This window comes from Clostridium kluyveri DSM 555, assembly GCF_000016505.1.
In the GTDB taxonomy this organism is placed as follows: domain Bacteria; phylum Bacillota; class Clostridia; order Clostridiales; family Clostridiaceae; genus Clostridium_B; species Clostridium_B kluyveri.
In genome coordinates, this window is sequence record NC_009706.1 from 2,275,260 (window position 1) to 2,295,798 (window position 20,539).

The 20,539-nt window shown below is 30.4% G+C and carries 20 protein-coding genes; 5 read left to right on the plus strand and 15 right to left on the minus strand.

Going from position 1 to position 20,539, the window contains the following annotated elements:
* Positions 1 to 64: 64 nt before the first annotated feature.
* Entirely contained in the window at positions 65 to 2,113 is a 2,049-nt protein-coding gene (locus CKL_RS10945; protein WP_012102573.1) for a methyl-accepting chemotaxis protein, read from the minus strand.
* A 225-nt stretch (positions 2,114 to 2,338) separates the two neighbouring features.
* On the opposite strand from CKL_RS10945, the gene CKL_RS10950 reads away from it, so the two are divergent.
* Positions 2,339 to 4,129: a GGDEF domain-containing protein gene (locus CKL_RS10950; protein ID WP_012102574.1), complete on the plus strand. Its 1,791-nt coding sequence runs from the start codon at positions 2,339 to 2,341 to the stop codon at positions 4,127 to 4,129.
* 13 nt (positions 4,130 to 4,142) lie between these two features.
* Here CKL_RS10950 and CKL_RS10955 read toward each other — a convergent pair whose 3' ends face one another.
* The 5 genes from CKL_RS10955 to CKL_RS10975 form a co-directional block, all read right to left on the minus strand.
* Positions 4,143 to 6,002, minus strand: coding sequence for a M56 family metallopeptidase (locus tag CKL_RS10955; RefSeq protein ID WP_012102576.1), 1,860 nt, complete (start codon positions 6,000 to 6,002; stop codon positions 4,143 to 4,145).
* 5 nt (positions 6,003 to 6,007) lie between these two features.
* Positions 6,008 to 6,394 (minus strand): BlaI/MecI/CopY family transcriptional regulator, encoded by a 387-nt coding sequence (locus tag CKL_RS10960; RefSeq protein WP_012102577.1) that lies wholly within the window; start codon positions 6,392 to 6,394, stop codon positions 6,008 to 6,010.
* A 178-nt stretch (positions 6,395 to 6,572) separates the two neighbouring features.
* A complete protein-coding gene (locus CKL_RS10965) occupies positions 6,573 to 8,492 on the minus strand; it encodes a [Fe-Fe] hydrogenase large subunit C-terminal domain-containing protein (RefSeq protein WP_012102579.1) in 1,920 nt (639 codons plus the stop codon).
* 135 nt (positions 8,493 to 8,627) lie between these two features.
* Entirely contained in the window at positions 8,628 to 9,377 is a 750-nt protein-coding gene (locus tag CKL_RS10970) for a hypothetical protein (RefSeq protein WP_242649417.1), read from the minus strand.
* Positions 9,378 to 9,426: 49 nt separating this feature from the next.
* A complete protein-coding gene (locus CKL_RS10975) occupies positions 9,427 to 10,854 on the minus strand; it encodes a cell wall-binding repeat-containing protein (RefSeq protein WP_012102581.1) in 1,428 nt (475 codons plus the stop codon).
* A gap of 387 nt (positions 10,855 to 11,241) precedes the next feature.
* On the opposite strand from CKL_RS10975, the gene CKL_RS10980 reads away from it, so the two are divergent.
* The gene (locus CKL_RS10980; protein ID WP_012102582.1) at positions 11,242 to 13,542 is read left to right on the plus strand and encodes a heavy metal translocating P-type ATPase; all 2,301 of its coding nucleotides are present in this window, start codon (positions 11,242 to 11,244) and stop codon (positions 13,540 to 13,542) included.
* On the opposite strand, the gene CKL_RS21560 is transcribed toward CKL_RS10980, so the two are convergent.
* The 9 genes from CKL_RS21560 to CKL_RS11015 form a co-directional block, all read right to left on the minus strand.
* Complete coding sequence (locus tag CKL_RS21560; RefSeq protein ID WP_278184423.1) at positions 13,539 to 13,664, minus strand: hypothetical protein; 126 nt, start codon at positions 13,662 to 13,664, stop codon at positions 13,539 to 13,541. The two genes, CKL_RS10980 and CKL_RS21560, sit on opposite strands and share 4 nt — an antisense overlap.
* Before the next feature lie 41 nt (positions 13,665 to 13,705).
* Positions 13,706 to 14,416 (minus strand): MATE family efflux transporter, encoded by a 711-nt coding sequence (locus CKL_RS10985; protein WP_012102583.1) that lies wholly within the window; start codon positions 14,414 to 14,416, stop codon positions 13,706 to 13,708.
* Between the two features lie 2 nt (positions 14,417 to 14,418).
* On the minus strand, positions 14,419 to 14,700 hold the full coding sequence (locus tag CKL_RS10990) for an MATE family efflux transporter (protein WP_012102584.1): 282 nt from the start codon (positions 14,698 to 14,700) through the stop codon (positions 14,419 to 14,421).
* Between the two features lie 283 nt (positions 14,701 to 14,983).
* Positions 14,984 to 15,292, minus strand: a complete 309-nt coding sequence (locus CKL_RS21295; RefSeq protein WP_242652484.1) for a transcriptional regulator — start codon at positions 15,290 to 15,292, stop codon at positions 14,984 to 14,986.
* A gap of 1 nt (position 15,293) precedes the next feature.
* Positions 15,294 to 15,599 carry a hypothetical protein gene (locus tag CKL_RS21300; protein ID WP_012102586.1) on the minus strand — a complete coding sequence of 102 codons (306 nt, stop codon included), beginning with the start codon at positions 15,597 to 15,599 and terminating at the stop codon, positions 15,294 to 15,296.
* Complete coding sequence (locus CKL_RS21305; RefSeq protein ID WP_242652557.1) at positions 15,548 to 15,790, minus strand: hypothetical protein; 243 nt, start codon at positions 15,788 to 15,790, stop codon at positions 15,548 to 15,550. The genes CKL_RS21300 and CKL_RS21305 overlap by 52 nt, the downstream gene beginning before the upstream one ends.
* The gene (locus CKL_RS21310) at positions 15,738 to 16,016 is read right to left on the minus strand and encodes a helix-turn-helix domain-containing protein (RefSeq protein ID WP_041700811.1); all 279 of its coding nucleotides are present in this window, start codon (positions 16,014 to 16,016) and stop codon (positions 15,738 to 15,740) included. The genes CKL_RS21305 and CKL_RS21310 overlap by 53 nt, the downstream gene beginning before the upstream one ends.
* Positions 15,988 to 16,206 (minus strand): cupin domain-containing protein, encoded by a 219-nt coding sequence (locus tag CKL_RS21315; protein WP_012102588.1) that lies wholly within the window; start codon positions 16,204 to 16,206, stop codon positions 15,988 to 15,990. The genes CKL_RS21310 and CKL_RS21315 overlap by 29 nt, the downstream gene beginning before the upstream one ends.
* A gap of 75 nt (positions 16,207 to 16,281) precedes the next feature.
* Positions 16,282 to 17,130 (minus strand): DUF1186 family protein, encoded by an 849-nt coding sequence (locus CKL_RS11015; RefSeq protein WP_012102589.1) that lies wholly within the window; start codon positions 17,128 to 17,130, stop codon positions 16,282 to 16,284.
* A gap of 277 nt (positions 17,131 to 17,407) precedes the next feature.
* Here CKL_RS11015 and CKL_RS11020 point away from each other — a divergent pair, with 277 nt between their 5' ends.
* From CKL_RS11020 to CKL_RS11030, 3 genes are all read left to right on the plus strand, one after another.
* Positions 17,408 to 17,953, plus strand: coding sequence for a biotin transporter BioY (locus CKL_RS11020; protein WP_012102590.1), 546 nt, complete (start codon positions 17,408 to 17,410; stop codon positions 17,951 to 17,953).
* Between the two features lie 88 nt (positions 17,954 to 18,041).
* A complete protein-coding gene (locus CKL_RS11025) occupies positions 18,042 to 18,335 on the plus strand; it encodes a DUF1284 domain-containing protein (RefSeq protein ID WP_012102591.1) in 294 nt (97 codons plus the stop codon).
* A 408-nt stretch (positions 18,336 to 18,743) separates the two neighbouring features.
* A complete protein-coding gene (locus CKL_RS11030) occupies positions 18,744 to 20,459 on the plus strand; it encodes a methyl-accepting chemotaxis protein (protein WP_012102592.1) in 1,716 nt (571 codons plus the stop codon).
* Positions 20,460 to 20,539 lie beyond the last annotated feature (80 nt).

A 20,539-nucleotide genomic window follows, 5' to 3' on the forward strand; every position in this document is an offset into this window, starting at 1 on the left:
GCTGTTCAAATACTTTTTAAAGATATCTGAACAGCAGTATTATTTTTATAATAATCCATATGTGTTAATTAACTTTAAATTCAGATATTCTACTTTGTAATTCTATCACTATTTGTGTCAATGATTGGGCAGCACCCGCCACCTGTTTCATAAGGGCAGTCTGTTCTTCTGAAGCTGCTGCTACATTTTCAATGTAATTAGAAGATTTAGTCGAAACATTAGAAATATTTTGTACTCCCTTCACCATATTATCAGAATGACCATATAATCCTCCAATAACCTCTTCTATTTGCCCCATTTGTTCTGAAACATTTTTAACAGAGCCTGCTATATTCTTAAATGAATCACTAGCTTCATTTACCATACTTTTCCCCGTATCCACTGATATATTTCCCTTATTCATGGCTATAATTGTACTTGTGATATCTTGTTGTATTTCCATTATAATATTGTTAATTTTCCCTGCTGCAGTCCCTGATTGTTCAGCTAATTTTTTAACTTCTTCAGCAACAACTGCAAAGCCTTTTCCCTGTTCTCCTGCTCTAGCAGCTTCTATTGCAGCGTTTAAAGCAAGAAGGTTCGTTTGTTCAGATATACTATTTATTATAGTAATGATACTATCTATTTCTTTAGATTTTTCACCTAGTGTATTTATAACATGTGTTGATTCAGAAACTTGTAAACTTATATTCTCCATTTGCTCTATTACATTATTCATTATATCGCTGCCATTTTGAGCTATTTTAGTAGAATCAAAAGATAATTGAGTTGTTAAGTTCACATTTTCTTTTATATTTTTTATACCATTATGTATTTGCTCGACTGATTTGGATATATCTCCTGTCTCTTTAGTTTGCAATCCAATGTGATGGGATACTTCCTGTATTGATACAGCTACCTGTTCAGCAGCAGTCTGAGTCTGCTGTGCACTTGCAGTCAATTCTTCAGATGTACCTACAATGTGATCAAGGTTATGGATAATAGAATGAAAAGTTGTTTTCAAATTTGATGACATTTTATTTAAATCTTGAGCCATATGGCCTAATTCATCTTGGGAATTAACATTCAAGGTATATGTCAAATCTCCATCACAAATATTAGAAGTTAATTTAGTAACCTGACCTATATTTTTCGTAATATAGCTGCTATAAAAAAATATGACAACAGCAATAATTATTATTAAAAGTACGCTAAGCAGAACAAGTGTAGTCACCAAGCTGTTTAGTGGACTATATAATTCTTTCTGTGAGACGGTGATGCCCAATACCCAATTTGTTGAAGTTATAGGTGTATAATAGATAATCCTTTTATCATTACCATCCATATAAGAAGCATTACCATTTTTTCCACTTAGTATGTTTTTGCTGATAGCTGAAAACTTGGAATCATCTGTTATCTTGGATTTCATTACTTTTTTTCGGTCTACCCCAGCAATGTATAAGCCGTCACTCGTGGTCAGAAAAACTTTTCCTGATTCACCAAATTTAATTTCATCCACCATTTTTTCTAAATTGGTTAAATCAATATCCGCACTAATTTCTCCAATAAAATTGCCCTTTCCATCAAAAAATGGTGCTGAGGCAGTTGCCATAGTAATTTTGGTATTATCATCATAAAAAGGAGGAGTCCAACTTACTTTATTCTTTGTGGTTTTTCCTGCCTTATACCAATCCTGAGAAGAATAGTTATAATCATCTTTCATATAATTTTCCGTATATACAACTTCATTACTATCTTTATATGCATAAGGGCCAAAAAATTTTATATTCTCTTTATACTTATAAGGTTCAAACCATACTCCTACTCCAAAAGTATCTTCATTAATTGCAGCATATTTTTGTACCAAATTTTTGTATTCATCTTCAGGCACGGTGTTTGGTGAAATTTCAACAGTTCTTGCTAAAACTTCAGCAATTCTGCTGTGGGAAGCAATTCTGTTATTAACTGATAATTTTAGTTCATTTATTTTATAGGATATTTGTCTATTAATTTGCTGACTTATAATTTTTCTTCCAGTATAATAACTTAATACGGATAATATAATTAATACCATTACTGTAACAGGAAGAATAGTTATAATAGTTCTTGTTCTAATACTTTTAATTTTTATCAATTTACTTCACCTCCAATTAATCATTTTACAGTCTTTTATTACTTAATTTTTAATACATTACTTTTCGACACAATTATTCATAACTTTACATTTTTATTATGTTAAAAGATTTTAACATATAATTTACATCATCGCCAACGATACATGATATACTTATGTCATAAGTATCTTATATACTTATTTTTCACTTTGTTTTAATAATATAATAATTCGGGGGCATGTATAATGTCATGTAAATCATTAAATAATCTCCATGATAAAGAATTTTATGAGCTATTAAAGATAATTGAAAATGCAGATATTTCTACTGTATATCAGCCCATTGCATCTTTAACAGATGGAAGTATTATTGGATATGAAGCATTAAGTCGTGGTCCTGAGAACTCCTTATTGCAAAGTCCTGGCAAATTGTTTTCTGCTGCTAAACTTCATAATAGAACCTGGGAGTTAGAACTTTTGTGCAGGACAAAAGCTATCGAAAGGGCATCGGATATCCCGGATGACAAATTTCTCTTTATTAATGTGGATCCATATATTTTTAAGGATGAAAAATTCAAGCGTGGATTTACAAAAGAATTTCTTTCAAAAAATAATATATCTTCTGAAATAGTAATTTTTGAAATAACTGAAAAAACTTCCATAGAAGATTATAAGAATTTCAGAGCCGTACTTAATAATTATATAGATCAAGGATACAAAATTGCCATTGATGATACTGGTTCCGGTTACTCAGGTCTTAAAATGCTGAGTGAGATACAACCACATTACATAAAAATCGATATGGATTTAATTAGAAATATCCACGAAGATACTTTTAAACAAGCATTAATAGAATGTTTTGTACGATTATCTGAAGTGACTAATATGAAACTAATTGCCGAAGGTATAGAAAATAGAGAAGAACTTAAAACGTTGATTAATCTTGGAGTTTATGCAGGACAGGGATATTTTATCAGTCCGCCTGCAGGAGCATTTTTAGATATCCCTGATCATGTAAAAAATACTATTTTATCTTATCATAAAATGAAAAATGCCAGATTTATTTCTTCTTCAAATAATTACATCGGTAAGATTACACGTTTAGACAAACCATTTAATACAAATACTACTTGTAGGATTATAAAAGAGTATTTTCATAATAACAATACTATCACAGGAGCATGCATTGTAAATGATACATTTCCTGTGGGACTTATAATGAAACATTCTTTAGATTCAGTGTTTGCAACTCAATATGGTGCTGCTATTTTTTCCAAACGTCCCATAACTTTGGTTATGGATTCCAATCCTATAATAGTAGATTATTATATACCTGTAAATCAAGTTTCTAAAATTGCCATGGAACGAGAAATTGATAATATATATGACTATATCATTGTAACTAAAAATAATAAATATTATGGAATTGTTACCATAAAAACACTCCTTAATTATACTACAATGCTAGAATATAATTATGCAAAACAGCTTAATCCCTTAACAGAACTGCCTGGTAATTCAATTATAGAAAATAAACTTAGGGATATTCTTTCCTTTAATAAGAAATGCTGCATTTTATATTTTGATTTAGATAATTTCAAAGTCTATAATGATACCTATGGATTTGAAAATGGAGATAAAGTAATTAAATTTACATCTGAGGTAATAAGATCAGAAATCGGAGGTTTATTTCCTTATAATAGCTTTGTAGGCCATATTGGAGGGGATGATTTCTTTTCTATAATAGAAAATTCCTTAGATAACTGTTTACAATTATGTGAAAATATTATTAAAAAATTTGATACAGGTATATTGGATTTTTTAAATGAAAAAGATAAAGCTAACGGATATATTAAACATATAGACAGGAAAGGAAATGAAGATATATTTACACTTCCTTCCATATCTATTGCAGGCATCTATGGTAATATTGGAAACTTCTCCAGTATTGAGGCCATTGGTGAAAAAACAGCATCTATAAAAAAAGAAGCTAAAAGTATAAAAAAGAGTTGTTATATAATAAAAGAGTGTTACTAAATTTAATAGATAATTATTTGGAAGCCTTTTCCTTAATCTCATTAAAATATTCTTTTGGAGGATATCCTGTATCTAACTTTAATCCTTTTTCCGCGGACTTCAGGGCTCCTTTTTTATCCGCTGACTTTAATTGCGCCTCTGCCAGGTAGTACCAATAAAAGCCAGCTCCTGGCATTTCCTTTACCTTTTGCTCATAATAAGGTACCACCGACTGTTTAAAATAATCAGGACAATCAATTTTTTCTGGAACAAAGATTTTTCCATTCCACTTTAAAATATCTATCATGTAAGCATCCCCAGTATCATGCTGCCACACAGCTATATCTTTTATATCTTTTCCTGGAACATCTACTATATCTAGCTTAGAATAATATACCCCCTCATCTGAAACTTTACTCAACACATTGTTATTCCATTGATACACAAAAATCTCTCCTGCAGTTCCCTCAATTCTTCTACTTAAAAGTACTTCTTCTCTTCCATCTCCATCTATATCTGCAGTTAATACTAAATCCAATTTGAAGCCCTGTCCAGATTCATCTAAAGCTTTAAACCATTTCTCTCCCACTTTTTTAAGAACGAGTAAATTTATTTTTTCATCTTCACTAATTGGTTGTCCTGATGATTTATAAGCAGTTATAATTTCTCTTTGGCCATCATTATCTAAGTCCTTTAATAAAATATTCTCTTCTTCCTTTGTATTACCAGAGGTTACAATTTGTGAATTTGCAGGTAAAAATCCCTCTACTATATTTACATAGTCTATATTACTTTGTTCTTTTTGCAGTAATTCTCCTTCATTTTTTAACACTGCAGCTTTAATAGGTGCATTGGTTATACCAGTTATGCACACAGCTATTAAAATACAAATTACAGCTATTGACCATTTATATGGACTTTTTTTGAATTTTTTCATCATAATTATCCTCCTCTTTATATTTGAATTGCCTTTAATTATCCCTGTGGCTCCAGGAATATATTTTATATCTGATACAAACTTTGCCATATCGATAATTGTCTTGCCGTATTCCCCTTGTTCTTTCTCTTTTAAATGAGATAATACATAAGCATCACAAGCTAATTCACAATCCTCCCACATTTTGTGAAGGAAAAACCATATTATAGGATTGAACCAGTTAAGTATTCCACAAAACAACATTATCCAGCTTATAAAAATATCTTTTCTTTTAAAATGGGAGAGTTCATGTAAAAAAATATACTTTTTCTGTTCAACAGAAAGCCTATGTATAAAATCTGAACTAATTAAAATTTTAGGTTTTATATTCCCAAAAAGAGAAGGTACCTTTACATATCTATCACAAATTATTGGTATATCTCTTGAAATATTCATAATGGATTTACATTTCTCCAGCACCTTAAGTGTATCTTTATCCTCACAAAAAGGCTGTTTATATACTTTAAATATAAATATACAATTTATAAATAATATAATAAGAAAAGCAAAAACAGCACCTGACACCCAAATTATACTGGCTATATTAAAATAGTAGTTAAAATCTTTAGATACTGTTTCTTTTAAACTGCCCTCTTCATTTAATTTTAACCCTGAAACTTCACTGACATTTTGTAAATTAATTTCACTTACACTTTCCAAATCATTGGTAGTTTTAGATGAATTTGAGTGTGACTGAATTTTTTCAGCAGCAAATTCTATATTATTAAATTTACTTAAAGGAGTTTCAAACCCTGTAGGTATAATTAATCTTATAATAAGCAAGAACCATATATAATATTGCCAGAAAGCATTGAGCCTATTTTTAAACACCCCTTTTATTACAAAGATGATAATTGCAATTACACTTCCTATGACAGATGATAAGATAATCATTTTAAATATAGAAGAAAGATTCATATAAATCATCTCCTTCTGCTATCTTTTTCATCTAGTATTTTCCTCAATTCCTCTATCTCCTCCTCTGATAATTTTTCGTTTTTTATAAAATTAGAAATTAATAGATGAATTGAGCCGTTATAAACCTTCTTGACAAAAGATTTTGTTTCTGTTTTTCTACATTCCTCCTCAGACACCTTAGGATAATATAAATAAAAAGGTGTATCTTTTTTCACTTCAATGGCATCCTTTTTTACTAGTCTACTAATGAGAGTATGAATAGTCTTTGGATTCCATGAAATATATTCTTTTAAAATTTCAATTATTTCGCTAGAAGTAAGGGGTGATTTTTTCCATAATACTTTCATTATCTCCCATTCTGAATCAGATATTTTTGGTGTTTTACTCAACATTTTCCCTCCTTTCGTACTACAGATGTAGTCTTCAATGATATATTACACCTGTAGTACGCATTTGTCAACTACATTATAAAAAAATTACAATAAAAACCCTATAAGATTAAACTCCATATAGGGCTTACAATGTTATATTTTTTTTACTTTTAAGACAAACTGCTGTAAAATATCATTCTCATTCTAAAAGACTGGAAGCTGCTGCACTAATCTCTTCACTATTTGCAGATATTTCTTCAGTAACAGAGGAAATATCATTTATAGAGCTATTGACACTTTCCATCTTTGTATTTAAAACCTTTGATACTTTATATATTTGTTTTATAAGCCCAATCATCACAGCTTGATCATTTTGTGTGGATGAAGCTACATCTTTTGATTCATAAGATAATTTTTTCACTTCATCTGCAACTACAGAAAATCCCCTTCCCATTTCTCCGGATCTTGAAGCTTCAATAGCAGCATTTAAAGCTAAAAGATTTGTCTGATTTGCAATATCTACAATTTGTTCTGAAGCTTTGGAAAATTTATTTAATTTATCCCTTATTTCCCTGATATTATCTTTAAGTATATTAGTTATATTTAATACCTCTGCTATATCGTTAGATATATTACCAATAGCTACTGCACTTTCTCCATTACCCTTTGTAACTTCTTTAACTGAAAGTATTATTTCTGAAACTTTCTTCTTTAATTCCTCCGCATTTTTAACCTTTTCCTCAGATAATCTATTTAATTCTTCCAATGCCTTCATTTCTTCATTTTTATAATTTAAAAGCTGCTGCTCATGATTGACTTCCTGTTTATTATAATCAATACAATTATAATATGCATTTAATCCATTATGTATTGCCCTTGCCATATCCCTGCATGTGCCATAGCCACAGGAAGAACAGTTGATATTTTTCTGTGTTTCAGTAAATTTATTTAAACGTTTAAATATTTCATTATATTGAACTTCCGTTGGTTCCTCTATATCAAATACAGCCTGATTTTTATTATATACCCTCATAAAATCCTCTAATTTTAGGGTTTTATCAAACATACCAGAAAGATCCTCTTTATTTCTTTTTATAAATGATCTATTATTTTTGGGAAGCTTAATTTTTTTCAGATTGTTAAACTTATTGTCACAGTCATCAATAGACAGTTTATTCTCATATGGTACGGCACTTCCAAAATTACATCCATTAGAACAATTTAAAATATCTACAATCAAAGGAACTGATTCTCCTTTTGCAATACGCTTTCCATACTCATTTAAGTAGTCATAGGCAGAATGTTCACCTTCAACTTGACGAACCCAGGTATCCTGAACTCTGGCCTCGATATTTTCCTTTAAACCCCCGGGTCTGCTAAATAAGAATCCCAATTCACATTTAATATCATCAAAATCACACTCTTTATAAGAACTTATATTTATAAGATTTTTATTTAGATACTCCAAAAGTTTTTTAAAAGTCACATTATAATTTACATACCCAAAAGTATTTTTATGGTGAATTTCATCTGACTTTCCTATACAGGGTGATATAAAGGCAATATTATCAGCAATATTTCTATATTTTTTCATATAAATGGAAGTACATATCATTGGGCTCTGAATTGGCGCCAAAAAATCTATTAACCCCGAATTATACTTTTCTATATAATTAACTATAGCTGAACAGGGTTGTGCAATAATAGAAGATAATTTATTGTCCTTTATAGCTTTTAAATATGCCCATACAGTTATATCCGCCCCCAAAGAAACATCATATATAAAATTGATACCTATGGACTTAAAATATCCAAACAACTTTTTATAATTTTCAATATTAACTCTAATAGAAGGTGCTACTATTAAAGATATTTTTTTCCCCGATGACAAGTCATTAAAAAAATCTTCAGTATCGTCATTAAAGTCTCTTGCAAAATGGTCACATACCTTTATACACTCACCACAATGTATACATTTTTCTCCATTTATTTTTACTTTGTTTTTTCCTTCTACTATATATGCGATGTTAGCACCTATCACAGGGCAATTAACTATACATTTATTGCATCCAACACACTTTTCCTCTTTTAAATAAATCAATTTATCATATTCATACATTTTAATACTACCCTACCCTCTACATAATATGTATAGCTTTTCAATTAAATTTTACCATACTTCTCAGCAATTTGGCAAATTACCAAAAAGTATAGTTTGTATTAAATTTTAAATAGTCAAGCTCCATTCAACATATTAATTTTTAGTTATAGATTGTACTGTTATTACAGGAAACCTTTTACCATCCGCATCAGGTCCAGGATTATTCTGCATGCTTCCATCCAGTACTCCAGTAACAGTAACAGGTACTGGTTTCATCTTATCTGATCCATTATTAAGTTCAACTTGATGCTTAACTATATTCCATGCATTTAATTGTGATCCCGTACCGTCAAATACCCACTTATCTCCTTCTCCATCTTTATTATCCGTAGCAATATTCCCATCAAAATAATAAAAAACCCATTCACCATTTTCTTGAAAAGTTATTCCAAGTCCTGATAACGCCATTAGCCTCATATATATCATAGCTGCAGTATCTTCTTTAAGCCCTGCTGCAAAATCATCTTCTGTAGTAATATATCCTGTAAATGTCTGCAGCTGTGGATTAGAAGCATTTTCTGATTCTGACTTAGATTGTGATTCCAATTCAGCTTTCAATATTGCTGCAGATTTTGATATTGATGCTGATGTGCTGGAATTTGCTGAACTTTCAGGTTGAATTTTATCCTCTGCCTTATCTGAAGATTTAGTTTCAACTTGATTTGAATTTTCTCCATTTTTTGATACAGTACCTTTAGATTTATTACTAGTATTTGAATTAGTAGTAGTATTAACAATATCAGATGATTTCAATGATTTACTCTTTGTATTCCATATAATTGCCAATACAGATATGCAAATAATTACAGATATTCCTATAATAATTATTTTTTTTATTTTCATTAACATTTCTACTATAAAATTATAGCAGTTTTCACCCCCCCATTTAATTTTAATTTGCACTTATGGATTCTACAGTTATTACAGGAAAGTTTTCACCATCTGCATCAGGTCCAGGATTTGTCTGCGTATTTCCCTTTAATATTCCCTTTATAATAACAGGTACAGGACTTATCTTATCCGAACCGTCATTCCTTTTAATCTGTTCTTCAACTATATTCCACGCATCTAACTGCGATCCTGTACCATTAAATATCCATGTACCCCCTTCTCCATCTTTATTATCTGTAGATATATTACCATCAAAATAATAAAAAACCCACTCACCATTTTCTTGAAAAGTTATTCCAAGTCCGGATAACGCCATCATTTTCATGTGTATCATATGTGCGCTATCCTCCTTAAGACCAGCTGCAAAATCATCCTCTGTAGTAATATATCCCGTAAATGTCTGTACTTGTTCTTCTGAACCATTTAATGTATTTATTTTATTTTCAATGGCTTCTGGAACTACTCCCGTTCCTCCTAAAATTTCTACTTTTGATGAGGAAGTTAAATTGGTCTTTAGATAATTTAAGGCATTTGATGTAGCTGTAGAATTTTCTTCATCTACTAACACAAGAGGAGAATTATCTCTTCCTGCTAAAGCGGATGCTGTAAGGGCATCTGCATAGCCATTTCCACTGGCACTTACCACATAAACTTTATCAAATTTTATATCACTTTTAAATGAATCAAGTACTTTGAGATTTGTATCAAATCTATTATTTCCTCCATCTATCCTGTTAACTCCATTGACAGCCTTATATGTAATGTCATTTATAACAGAAGTTGTACCAACTACAGTGGAATTGGATTTATGAGAGTTTACAAAATCCGTAACTGGCTTTATACTATTCAGATCATTGGTACCAAGCAATAGTATTTTACCCTGTGAAGCTGCAATAGAAGCCACAGTCAATGCATCTGAGAATCCTTCTCCTCCAACTAATACTACATCAGAAGCATCCTCTCCCTGTTTCACAAGTTCATCAGCTACAGCTGTATTTGTAGCATACCTGTCATCTCCTTTTAATTCAATAATATTATAGGATTTCTTTAATAGCTCCCTAATTTCCTTAGAAATTACTGCGTCTCCTCCTATGATATATACATTTTTTGGTTTCAATGCAGAAAATGCAGATTGCGTGCAAGGATTCAAACTTTTTAAATTTGTTAAAAGAATAGGTGCATCTAACTTCTTAGCCAACACAGAAGCACTTATTGCATCTGCATACCCTTCACCTGACACCAATACCACATTATCTGTACTGCTCCAATTTGACAGGGCACCTTTAGCAGCGGTGTCATATCTATCCTGTCCGCCTATTCTGCTTACCCTGTTTTCCTCTGCTTTAACTGTTGAATTTATAGAATTTCCTAAAACTGAAGCTGTCAAACCTGCCAAAAGTACTAAAGACACTAATTTTTTGCTTTTCATAATTTTATTCCCCCTTAAATTTAAAATGAAAAAGGCCAAAACCTTCTTTTTATACTTAAAGAAAGTTTCAGCCTCTAGCTTTCTAGTTAGCTACAAAATCATACAATCATATAATTGTTATTGAATATGTTAATATAATTTTTGTCTATTGTCAATGAATAAAATATGTAGATTACATGTAGAAATTATCAATATTTTATTAATTAAATATTAATATTCAGTTAATTGATCTAAATACTTTTTTAATTATAAATCATTGACACCAACTTCCCATCATGCTAGAATACAAGAAATTGTATTTCGTTGACCAGAAATCTGGAGACCAATAATCTATTTCTATGGATTATTGGTCTTTAATTTTATCTTAAATTATAAGGATATGGTAGAATGATTAAGAATGCTTCATTAAAAGTTTACGGTATGACTTGTACATTATGTTCCACTACAATAGAATGTGCTGTTTCTGAAATTGAAGGTATAGATAAAATAAATGTAAGCTATGCTGCTGAAAAAGCAAAATTTCAGTACGATAATGATAAAACAAACTTAGAGGACATAAAACAAAAAATAGAATTATTGGGTTTCTCCGTGGGAGAGGAAAATGAAAAAAATACAGATAAAGGCCTTACAAGACAGGAAATTGAGAGAAACAAACTTAGAAATTTATTTATAATATCCGCTATTTTAAGTACTCCATTAATAATAGGCATGATACTTGGCACCACAGGTTTCTGTCACAATACTTTTGACCCTAATTCAGCTAACAAGTGGGGAAACACTATTGAAATTTTAAGATTAAAGTCCTCACAGCTCCACAACTGGAAATTTCAGCTTACACTGGCAACTATAGTTCAATTCATAATAGGTTTTAGATTTTACAAAAGTTCCTTTTATGCATTAAAGGCTAAAGCATTTACCATGGACCTATTGGTTGTCATAGGAACTACCGCTGCATATTTTTACAGCTTATACATTGCACTTTTTGAAACTGTAACATATACTTTAGGAATGGTAAATTTATATTTTGAATCCTCCGTTACTATAATTACCCTTGTACTTCTTGGAAGATATCTGGAATCCATTGCAAAAAGTAAAACAGCTGCTTCAATAAAAGCCCTGAACAAGCTCCAGCCCAAAACAGCCAGAATATTAAAAAACAATATTGAACATGCAGTTCCTATTGAAAAAGTATCCATAGGTGACATTCTAATGGTAAAACCAGGTGAAAAAATACCTGTAGACGGCATTGTACTTACAGGTTACTCTTCTGTTGACGAATCAATGCTTACAGGAGAAAGCGTACCTGTTGAAAAGAAAAAAGATGATTTGGTAACAGGTGCTTCTATAAACAAAAATGGTACTTTTACTTTTAAGGCTACTAAAGTTGGCAACGATACTGTATTCTCAAACATAATAAAGTTAGTCGAAGAAGCCCAGGAAAGCAAAGCTCCTATTCAAAAAATTGCAGATAAGGTATCAGGATTATTTATACCTGCTGTACTCACTGTATCAGCCCTTACATTTATTATATGGTATTTTGTGATTTTCAATCAGCAGATATTTATTATAGACATTGCTATAATTCATGCTGTTTCAGTTTTGGTAGTATCCTGTCCATGTGCATTGGGTCTCGCCACACCTGCTGCATTGATGGTAGGAATGGGAAAAGGAGCAGAGAACGGAATATTAATTAAAAATGGTGAAAAGCTAGAACAATGCTGTAAAATCAATACTGTGGTATTTGACAAAACGGGAACTTTAACCACAGGAAAACTTCATATTACCGATATTATTCTATTTAATAAAAAACAAATTTCATCTTTAAATATCATCAAAGAAAAAGATCTGATGATTTTAGCTGCAGCAGCTGAAAAACCTTCTGAACACCCTCTCGGAGAAGCCATATACAAATATGGAAAATATAATTATGAAGATGAGATAAGTACTCTGGATTATTTTAAGTATTTTCCAGGCAGGGGTATAACTGCACTTGTAGATGACAAAAAGGTTCTTATAGGAAAGGAAACCTTTTTAACGGAAAATTCAGTGGATTTATTGGAACTTGAAGATAACTTAAGTAAACTTCAAAAACAGGGAAAAACATCTGTGCTGATAGCAGTTAACAATATTTTAGCTGGAGTTATTGCCATGCAAGATAAAATAAAAGATACTTCAGCAGATGCCATTAAATCTCTTAACAAAAAGAATATAGAAGTTTATATGATCACAGGAGATAATAAAAATACAGCTCTATCAGTTGCAAATAAGCTTGGCATAAAAAATATAATAGCAGATGTACAGCCGCAAAACAAAGCTCAGGAAATTTCCAAATTAAAAGATAAAGGAAAAGTGGTAGCCATGGTGGGAGATGGTATAAACGATTCCCCTGCTCTTGCTACAGCAGATATAGGATTTGCCCTGGGATCAGGTACTGATGCTGCCATTGAAAGTGGTGACATAGTACTTTTAAAAGAAGATTTAAGAGCCTTACCGGAGGCAATAGAACTTTCAAGGATAACTATGAGAAAAATAAGACAGAACTTATTTTGGGCTTTTATTTATAACATAATTGCCATACCAATCGCAGTAACAGGACATTTAAATCCTGTAATAGGTGCTGCAGCCATGTCATTTAGCTCCATATCTGTTTTATTAAACTCACTAAGCCTTAAAAGATTTAAATTTTAGTTCATTCCAATACTGGTGGTTTCTGCTCCAAATTCTTCTTCAAGTTCCTTTTTCATGAAATAAATTGAAGTCAATATCACCACTCCATCAGTTATTGGATATGCAATAATAGCACCCTTCACGCCAAAAATTTATACAAGAAACAGTGCAAGAGGTATAAATATTATAATTTCCCTATATATAGATAGTAAAAAGCTTTTTTGGACTCTCCTATTGCCTGATAATAATACATGGTAACATAATATATTCCAAGGAGAGGGATCATTGAGATACTTATTCTAAAAACACTGACAGTTTGGTAAAGCAGTGCTTTATCCTTTAGGAAGAATAATCCTATTATTTCATAGGAAAAAAACAGAAAAATTGCCCAGAACACTATAGAGAGCACAATAACAATCTTAATAGAACTTTTTAAAACTTCTTTAACTCTCTCATATTTTTCAGCTCCAAAATTATATCCTACTATGGGCTGCATTCCAGAACTTATACCTATAATTGCACTATAGATAAACATAGATACTTTTTCAACTACTCCCACAATAATTATGGCAGAATCCCCACCAGTACTATAAATCACATTATTTAACACCCCAGCCACCACTGCATCTGAAATCTCAACTATAAAAGTGGAAAACCCACAGACAATTATTTGATTTAAGATATCTATGTTTAAATATTCCAGAACAGATTTGTTTGAAAATTGAATATGAAGTGCCTTACTTATATCAATAAATTTAAATAATGCAAACATACAAGAAACAATCTGTGCCACTACTGCAGCAATAGCACTTCCCTCTATTCCCATTGCCATATTTGCAATAAGTATATAGCTAATTAAAATTAAAAAAGTTAAAGTTAAAATAAAAGAATTCACTATTATTTTTTCAATTCAGATATATCTTTTTTCCCTATTATCCTGGCGGCATAAGTTGACGTTCCAACTGCTATTAAAAGGCCAAGAGCAATAAAAAATCTCTGTATGGGAAATTCTACTGTAAGTGCACCTATGGCATTTGTACCTATATACCTTCCTGCAAACACTATAGCAATTATATTATAAAACTCACCTACAAGTAGAGAAAAAATTGCAGGAACAGCAAATCTAAAAAGTAATTTGTTTACTTTATCATTTAAAAAACTTTTGTCATCTGCTCCCATAAAACCACCTCAATTCCTGAGGTCTGAGCTAGCCAGACTTCTAGGTTAAATTATAACCTTTCAGCCCGGTGGATTTCATCAACTAAAATGCTGCTATAAAAGTACTAATATGCTATATGAATAAAATATATTTTTTATGGCAAAAGCATAAAAAGCCATGTTTTTTATTTATTTATACCTCTTTTATTACTATAAGCACTACACCATACCCTTGAATTTTAGCTTGTATATTAAATACCGTACTTTTTTTATACTCTTAAAACGTATTTGAGGGAAAGAGGACTTATAAAGTATTTCCTTTAGCTTCTTTGCTCAGCCTCTTTGGCTTGCCCATATCCGCCCAGTAATTATAGGAAGAACCCACTTTTTCATTTATATCATAAGTTATTATTCGCACAGCAGAAGATATCCCCACAACATTTAATGAAAATTTCCTTTCAGTAATATCCTTACTGCCTCTAAACTTAGAAAAATTTTCAGAAAAATTAATATCTTCTATGTCCTCATGATAACTATAGAGCAGAATCTGATATTCTCTATAACTTTTAGTGACTATTAATCCTTTATCCTTTGCAACTAAAGTATTTCCCATTTTATTCATTAAAAAAATTGCTTTTTTTATTTATAATACTGTTAATTGTAAAAGGAAGCATGTATGTTGTATCATAGATAAAATTCACATTATCCCCATAAAAAAATCTACTTTTTAAAACTTCAAATTCATGGTTTTTAAGCAAAAATCCAGTTATTTCTTCTACACAACTTCCATCCATTTCAGATATAAATTGAAATTTAAAAGAAGTAAAATCTATAGTATCAAGCTCACTAAAATAATCTAAAAAGGATTTTAATACTTCTTTAAATTCTTCCTGTGCAAAAGCTGTATTATCAAATACCAATTGTCCCTATTCCAGTTATAAAAATCAGAGCCTTTAAATATACCCATGTCCTCACTAAATACATTTAGAACTCTTGCATATTTTTCTTCATAATTAAATCTGTCATAATCTTCAAGATAATAGGTTATAAATTGAAGACTATCTGAAAGCTCCTGAAAAACTATTTTTTTGTTTCTTAAAAATTTCTTCATCTACTTTGAATTTTTTTCTGTATTGGGAAGGTGTACATTTAAATCGAATTTTAAAATGTTTATTAAAATACCTTGTATGTGAAAATCCTACTTCCTCTGATATTTCAGATATATTTTTATCAGTATCTAAAAGAATTTTCAATGCTTCATCAACTCTAGTTAAATTAAGTAAATCTGTAAAACTGTATCCTGTAGTATTATTCGCTGTAAATACTATGGGCTTCATCTATATTTATTATTTCTATATCCTTCTCCACCAGTTCATACTTATCTGAATCTATGGTTACATAAAATTTGCCCTTAAGTACATAGAGTATTTCTATAGAATTGTGCCAGTGTATGGGATATTCAATTATATTGGCACAGGAAATTAAAACAGGTACATCTTTTGGATAATTTATATATTCTCTTCTCATAAGATAATCCCTCCAAATATATAGAAAATAAGGACATATACCTTTTTTTAGGAATATGCCCATTAGTTAAATATTTTATTTCCTTCTCTGATTTTTTCTAGAGGCTTTTACCTGCTTTCTTTTTTTCTTCTTTTTATCTGCAATTTTTCTTTGAATATGGGTTCCATTTTGTGGTTCAGATTTAATATTCTGCTGAAAGCATGGCCAATACTCCAAATCTTTAATGGTATCTCTTATAAATTCATATCCTCTCCTCTTTAAATTTAAAATTCTTTCATCATCTTCAATATCAAAATTCTCTTCTACCTCTTCTAAAGATATGTAGAAATTTTCTATTAAGTTATCCTTATACGCTTCCTTAATTTCCTCATATAATTCATCTGGACATATTTCACAACAGCTGCTTACCAGACTGCCCCAAACAACAGAACGTTCTCTTTTCAATTTTTCTTTCAATAAACTTCTATAATATTTAATTATTTCATCCTTGGATATAACACCTTCCACCCATAATACAGGAAATGTCTTAATTGCAGCAACTCTTATATACTCATTAACATTTTCATTTTCCAATAATTCTTTTACTGGCTGGACATTTCCTTTGCAGACAGATGCTAAAATTCTATGTAAATCTTCTGTGACAACATCGCCAAATATCTTAAATACAATTTCATCCGGTAAACTAATTAAATCTATGATTAAGGAAAAACTTTGTTCTTCATTAAACTGTGCCAATAAATATGCTGCATATATATGCAAGAAATAATTAGGTTTTCCTAGAATCTCATTATAGTTATCTTCAGCAGATCTCAGTATTTCAATTAATTCAGGAATAAACTCTTCTTTTCTACTTATTATCTGTCGTATCTGTTCCTCTGGAAATTTGCCATTAGCGTATTTAATTTGTTCTAACAATGCATTCATAAAAGCATACTCTCCCCTCTGCAATATTTACTTTTAAAATTGTCACTACATATATCCCTTTATATATCTTATGATTTGGGGAAACCTTTATTTCTATTATATACTACTGATTATGCCTTGTCAGCAGTCTCTATTTCATATTATTTATCAGGTGATTCTTGAGTTGAAATTGTAAACCAATATATATTATTCGTTGACAATTCACTGTCCAGTTATTATAATTATATTGTTACTATTTTTTATAATTCAGTTAACGATACTTGAAAGGAGTAAAAAAATGAACTTAAAAATAAGAGATATTACCATAATAGCTATTTTTACAGCTTTGACAGCTATTTTAGCTCAAATTTCCATCCCCCTTCCCTTTAGTCCCGTGCCAATTACTCTCCAAGTAATGGCAGTGTACATATCTGCAATAATATTAGGTAGTAGACTTGGAACACTATCTCAGATTATATATATACTTTTAGGTGCAATCGGCATTCCTATTTTTGTAAATTTTCAAGGGGGATTAAATGTGGTATTTGGCCCCTCAGGAGGGTATCTTATATCTTATCCCATTGTAGCTTTTATTGTAGGAAAAATATCCGATAAAAGCTTATCCCATATACAATCAACTACGCTGCTAATTACATCCCTGCTGATTTGTTATGGAATGGGAATAGTCCAACTGTCATTTATAACAAATATCGCAATTAAAAAAGCCCTAGTAATAGGTGTTCTTCCCTTTATACCTTTAGATATTATAAAAATTGCATTAGCCTATTTATTAGGAGGCAAAGTAAGGATGGCTCTTATAAAAACCCATCTCATAAAATGTTAACGCTTAGAGCCCATCATCTGTTATGCATACAGGGATATAAGGGATATGGCTACAGCAAGAATTTTACTGAAAATATGGATAAAATAATTTGCCGGTTAAAAAAGATACTCTTACCAGAATAAAAGTTATAGCTGGTGTAGATGAAATTTGTTCCTGCTGCCCAAACAACACAGAAGAAAAATTATGCCGATATGAGATTAAAATTAAATCCATTGATAAAAAGATATTAAATTTGTTAGATTTAAATTTAAATGAAATTTATACTTATAAATATATTTTAAATACTATTCATGAAAAAATAAATCATAAAAATTTTGAAAATATATGTGGCACCTGCCAGTGGTTTAAATATGGATATTGCCAAAAAGGACTGGGGCTATAATAAAAAAACGCAAAAAATTTTTGCTTAAACTGAATAAAGAACACTCTTTCCAGACAATAATTTCAAATGATCAAGTGATTCTTCGGATAAATTCACGATTATTTCTATGGAAGGGTGCTTTTTATATTGTATTTTATATTTACTCCATTTATGTACATTTCAAAAAAAATTTTAAACAAAATAAACATTTTGTACAATTAATTATAACATTATTATACATTTAAATCTGATTTTTATCTAAATTTTTAATTAAAATCATTTCTTCCAAAATATTCTGCCAATTTTCACATTATTTTGCTCAAAAAATGCTGACTGATTTACTTTAAATTTAAAACAAAGAATATTATTACATAAGAATCGAACTAAATGTTTAAAAAGTGCAATATTATAAGTTGAGGTGAAAATTTTATGAAAATATTATCAAATTGGAGTATTTTTAAAAAACTGTTACTGTCATTTGTTGTAGTGGCATTATTGGGATCTATAATCGGCATTACCTGCATTACCAGAATGAAATTAATAAACAAAGACCTAAATAATATATACACTGTAAATTTAAAGGGAATAAATTTATTCTACAAGCTAAAAATAAATATGCCAAGTGATAAAGAAGATGATATGCTAATTGTTATAGCTCCTGAGAATAGAAAAAATTTAGAAGCTGCAATAACTAATATGAATAATATATCAAAACAAAATGATGAACTTATTTCAAGTTATGCTTCCCTCATCACAGATACTGAGGCTAAACAACTAATTTATGAGCTTAAACAGCGCATACAAGCATGGAACAATTCCCGTGAAAATTGTATTAAATTAGCACAAGATGGAAATTATACAGGTGCTCAAGAAGAATTTTTAACAGCCTCAAAATATAGAAAAGAAGTACTGTCAGTACTTGACAGAGGTATAAACTTAAATATGAAATTGACACAAAATGATTACAACAACAGTATTAAACATTATAATTCAACTTTAAAATTTACAAATATATTAGTCATATTCACTTTAATTATTTCCATAGTCCTAGGAATTATAATTTCAAGATATATAAATACCCCCCTTTTACAAATTAAAGAATTTTCAAAAAGATTTGCTAAACTTGATTTTTCTACAAAAATAAATACAAGCCATAGGGATGAATTTGGTGAAACTGTTGAAGCACTCAACACTGCACAAGAAAATATAACTACTTTACTCAAAAAAATCATAGAAGATTCTCAAGAAATGAGCAGTTCCAGTGAAGAGCTATATTCTACTGCAGAAGAACTCTCTTCAAAAACCGAAAATATGTCTGGTGCTATAAAAATTATAACAGACAGCATACAAGAATCATCCGCTGCATCAGAAGAAATAAATGCTTCCATAGAGGAAATTAATTCGAATATAAATGAATTATCTCAAAAAGCTTTAGAAGGAAGTGCCGATGCAAATGCAGCAAAAAAAGCAGCTATAACTATAAAAGACAATGGAAAAACTGCTGTTGAAAATGTACATACAATATATAAAGATAAAAAATATACAATAATGCAAGCCATCGAACATGGAAAAATAGTTGAAAACATACATATTATGGCCAATACTATTGCCGATATAGCAGAACAGACTAATCTTCTTGCCTTAAATGCATCCATTGAAGCTGCTCGTGCCGGAGAACAGGGAAAGAGTTTTGCCGTAGTTGCAGAAGAAGTGGGAAAACTTGCAGAAGAATCTTCCCAGGCAGTGGGTGCTATTGAAGATACTATTGAAAAAGTAAGAGAAGCTTTCAAAAATCTTTCTGCAGGCAGTCATGAAGTACTGTCCTTTATTAACGAAAAAATAAATCCACAATTTGAGTTATTTGAAAATATGGGAGAACAATATTACACTGATGCAAAATTTATAGATAATATGTCAGAAGAAATAGCTTCTATGTCAGAAGAGTTATCCGCCACTATATCAGAAATCAGTAAAGCCATATACAATATGGCATCCAATGAAGAAAAATCTTCTAAGTATGCCTATGATATAAAGGACAGTATTTATGAAACAACCAAAGCCGCAGAAAAAGTTGCCGCGGCATCCCAAACCCAGTCAAAAATGGCACAAGAATTACATACTTTAGTACAGAAGTTTAAAATATAATTATAATTTTTTCTACATACTCAAAAATGCACCTGAAAGTGTTAGTTTTATATCTAACATTTAGGTGCATTTCAATTTAG

What these genes read in the sequence shown, in the direction of transcription:
- CKL_RS10950 (WP_012102574.1), top strand. Translation starts at nt 2,339, where the DNA reads ATGTCATGTAAATCATTAAATAATCTCCATGATAAAGAATTTTATGAG.
- CKL_RS10980 (WP_012102582.1), top strand. Translation starts at nt 11,242, where the DNA reads ATGATTAAGAATGCTTCATTAAAAGTTTACGGTATGACTTGTACATTA.
- CKL_RS21305 (WP_242652557.1), bottom strand. Translation starts at nt 15,790, where the DNA reads ATGAAGAAATTTTTAAGAAACAAAAAAATAGTTTTTCAGGAGCTTTCA.
- CKL_RS21310 (WP_041700811.1), bottom strand. Translation starts at nt 16,016, where the DNA reads ATGAAGCCCATAGTATTTACAGCGAATAATACTACAGGATACAGTTTT.
- CKL_RS21315 (WP_012102588.1), bottom strand. Translation starts at nt 16,206, where the DNA reads ATGAGAAGAGAATATATAAATTATCCAAAAGATGTACCTGTTTTAATT.
- CKL_RS10960 (WP_012102577.1), bottom strand. Translation starts at nt 6,394, where the DNA reads ATGTTGAGTAAAACACCAAAAATATCTGATTCAGAATGGGAGATAATG.
- CKL_RS11015 (WP_012102589.1), bottom strand. Translation starts at nt 17,130, where the DNA reads ATGAATGCATTGTTAGAACAAATTAAATACGCTAATGGCAAATTTCCA.
- CKL_RS11020 (WP_012102590.1), top strand. Translation starts at nt 17,408, where the DNA reads ATGAACTTAAAAATAAGAGATATTACCATAATAGCTATTTTTACAGCT.
- CKL_RS10970 (WP_242649417.1), bottom strand. Translation starts at nt 9,377, where the DNA reads ATGAAAATAAAAAAAATAATTATTATAGGAATATCTGTAATTATTTGC.
- CKL_RS10975 (WP_012102581.1), bottom strand. Translation starts at nt 10,854, where the DNA reads ATGAAAAGCAAAAAATTAGTGTCTTTAGTACTTTTGGCAGGTTTGACA.
- CKL_RS11030 (WP_012102592.1), top strand. Translation starts at nt 18,744, where the DNA reads ATGAAAATATTATCAAATTGGAGTATTTTTAAAAAACTGTTACTGTCA.
- CKL_RS10965 (WP_012102579.1), bottom strand. Translation starts at nt 8,492, where the DNA reads ATGTATGAATATGATAAATTGATTTATTTAAAAGAGGAAAAGTGTGTT.
- CKL_RS10990 (WP_012102584.1), bottom strand. Translation starts at nt 14,700, where the DNA reads ATGGGAGCAGATGACAAAAGTTTTTTAAATGATAAAGTAAACAAATTA.
- CKL_RS21295 (WP_242652484.1), bottom strand. Translation starts at nt 15,292, where the DNA reads ATGGGAAATACTTTAGTTGCAAAGGATAAAGGATTAATAGTCACTAAA.
- CKL_RS10955 (WP_012102576.1), bottom strand. Translation starts at nt 6,002, where the DNA reads ATGAATCTTTCTTCTATATTTAAAATGATTATCTTATCATCTGTCATA.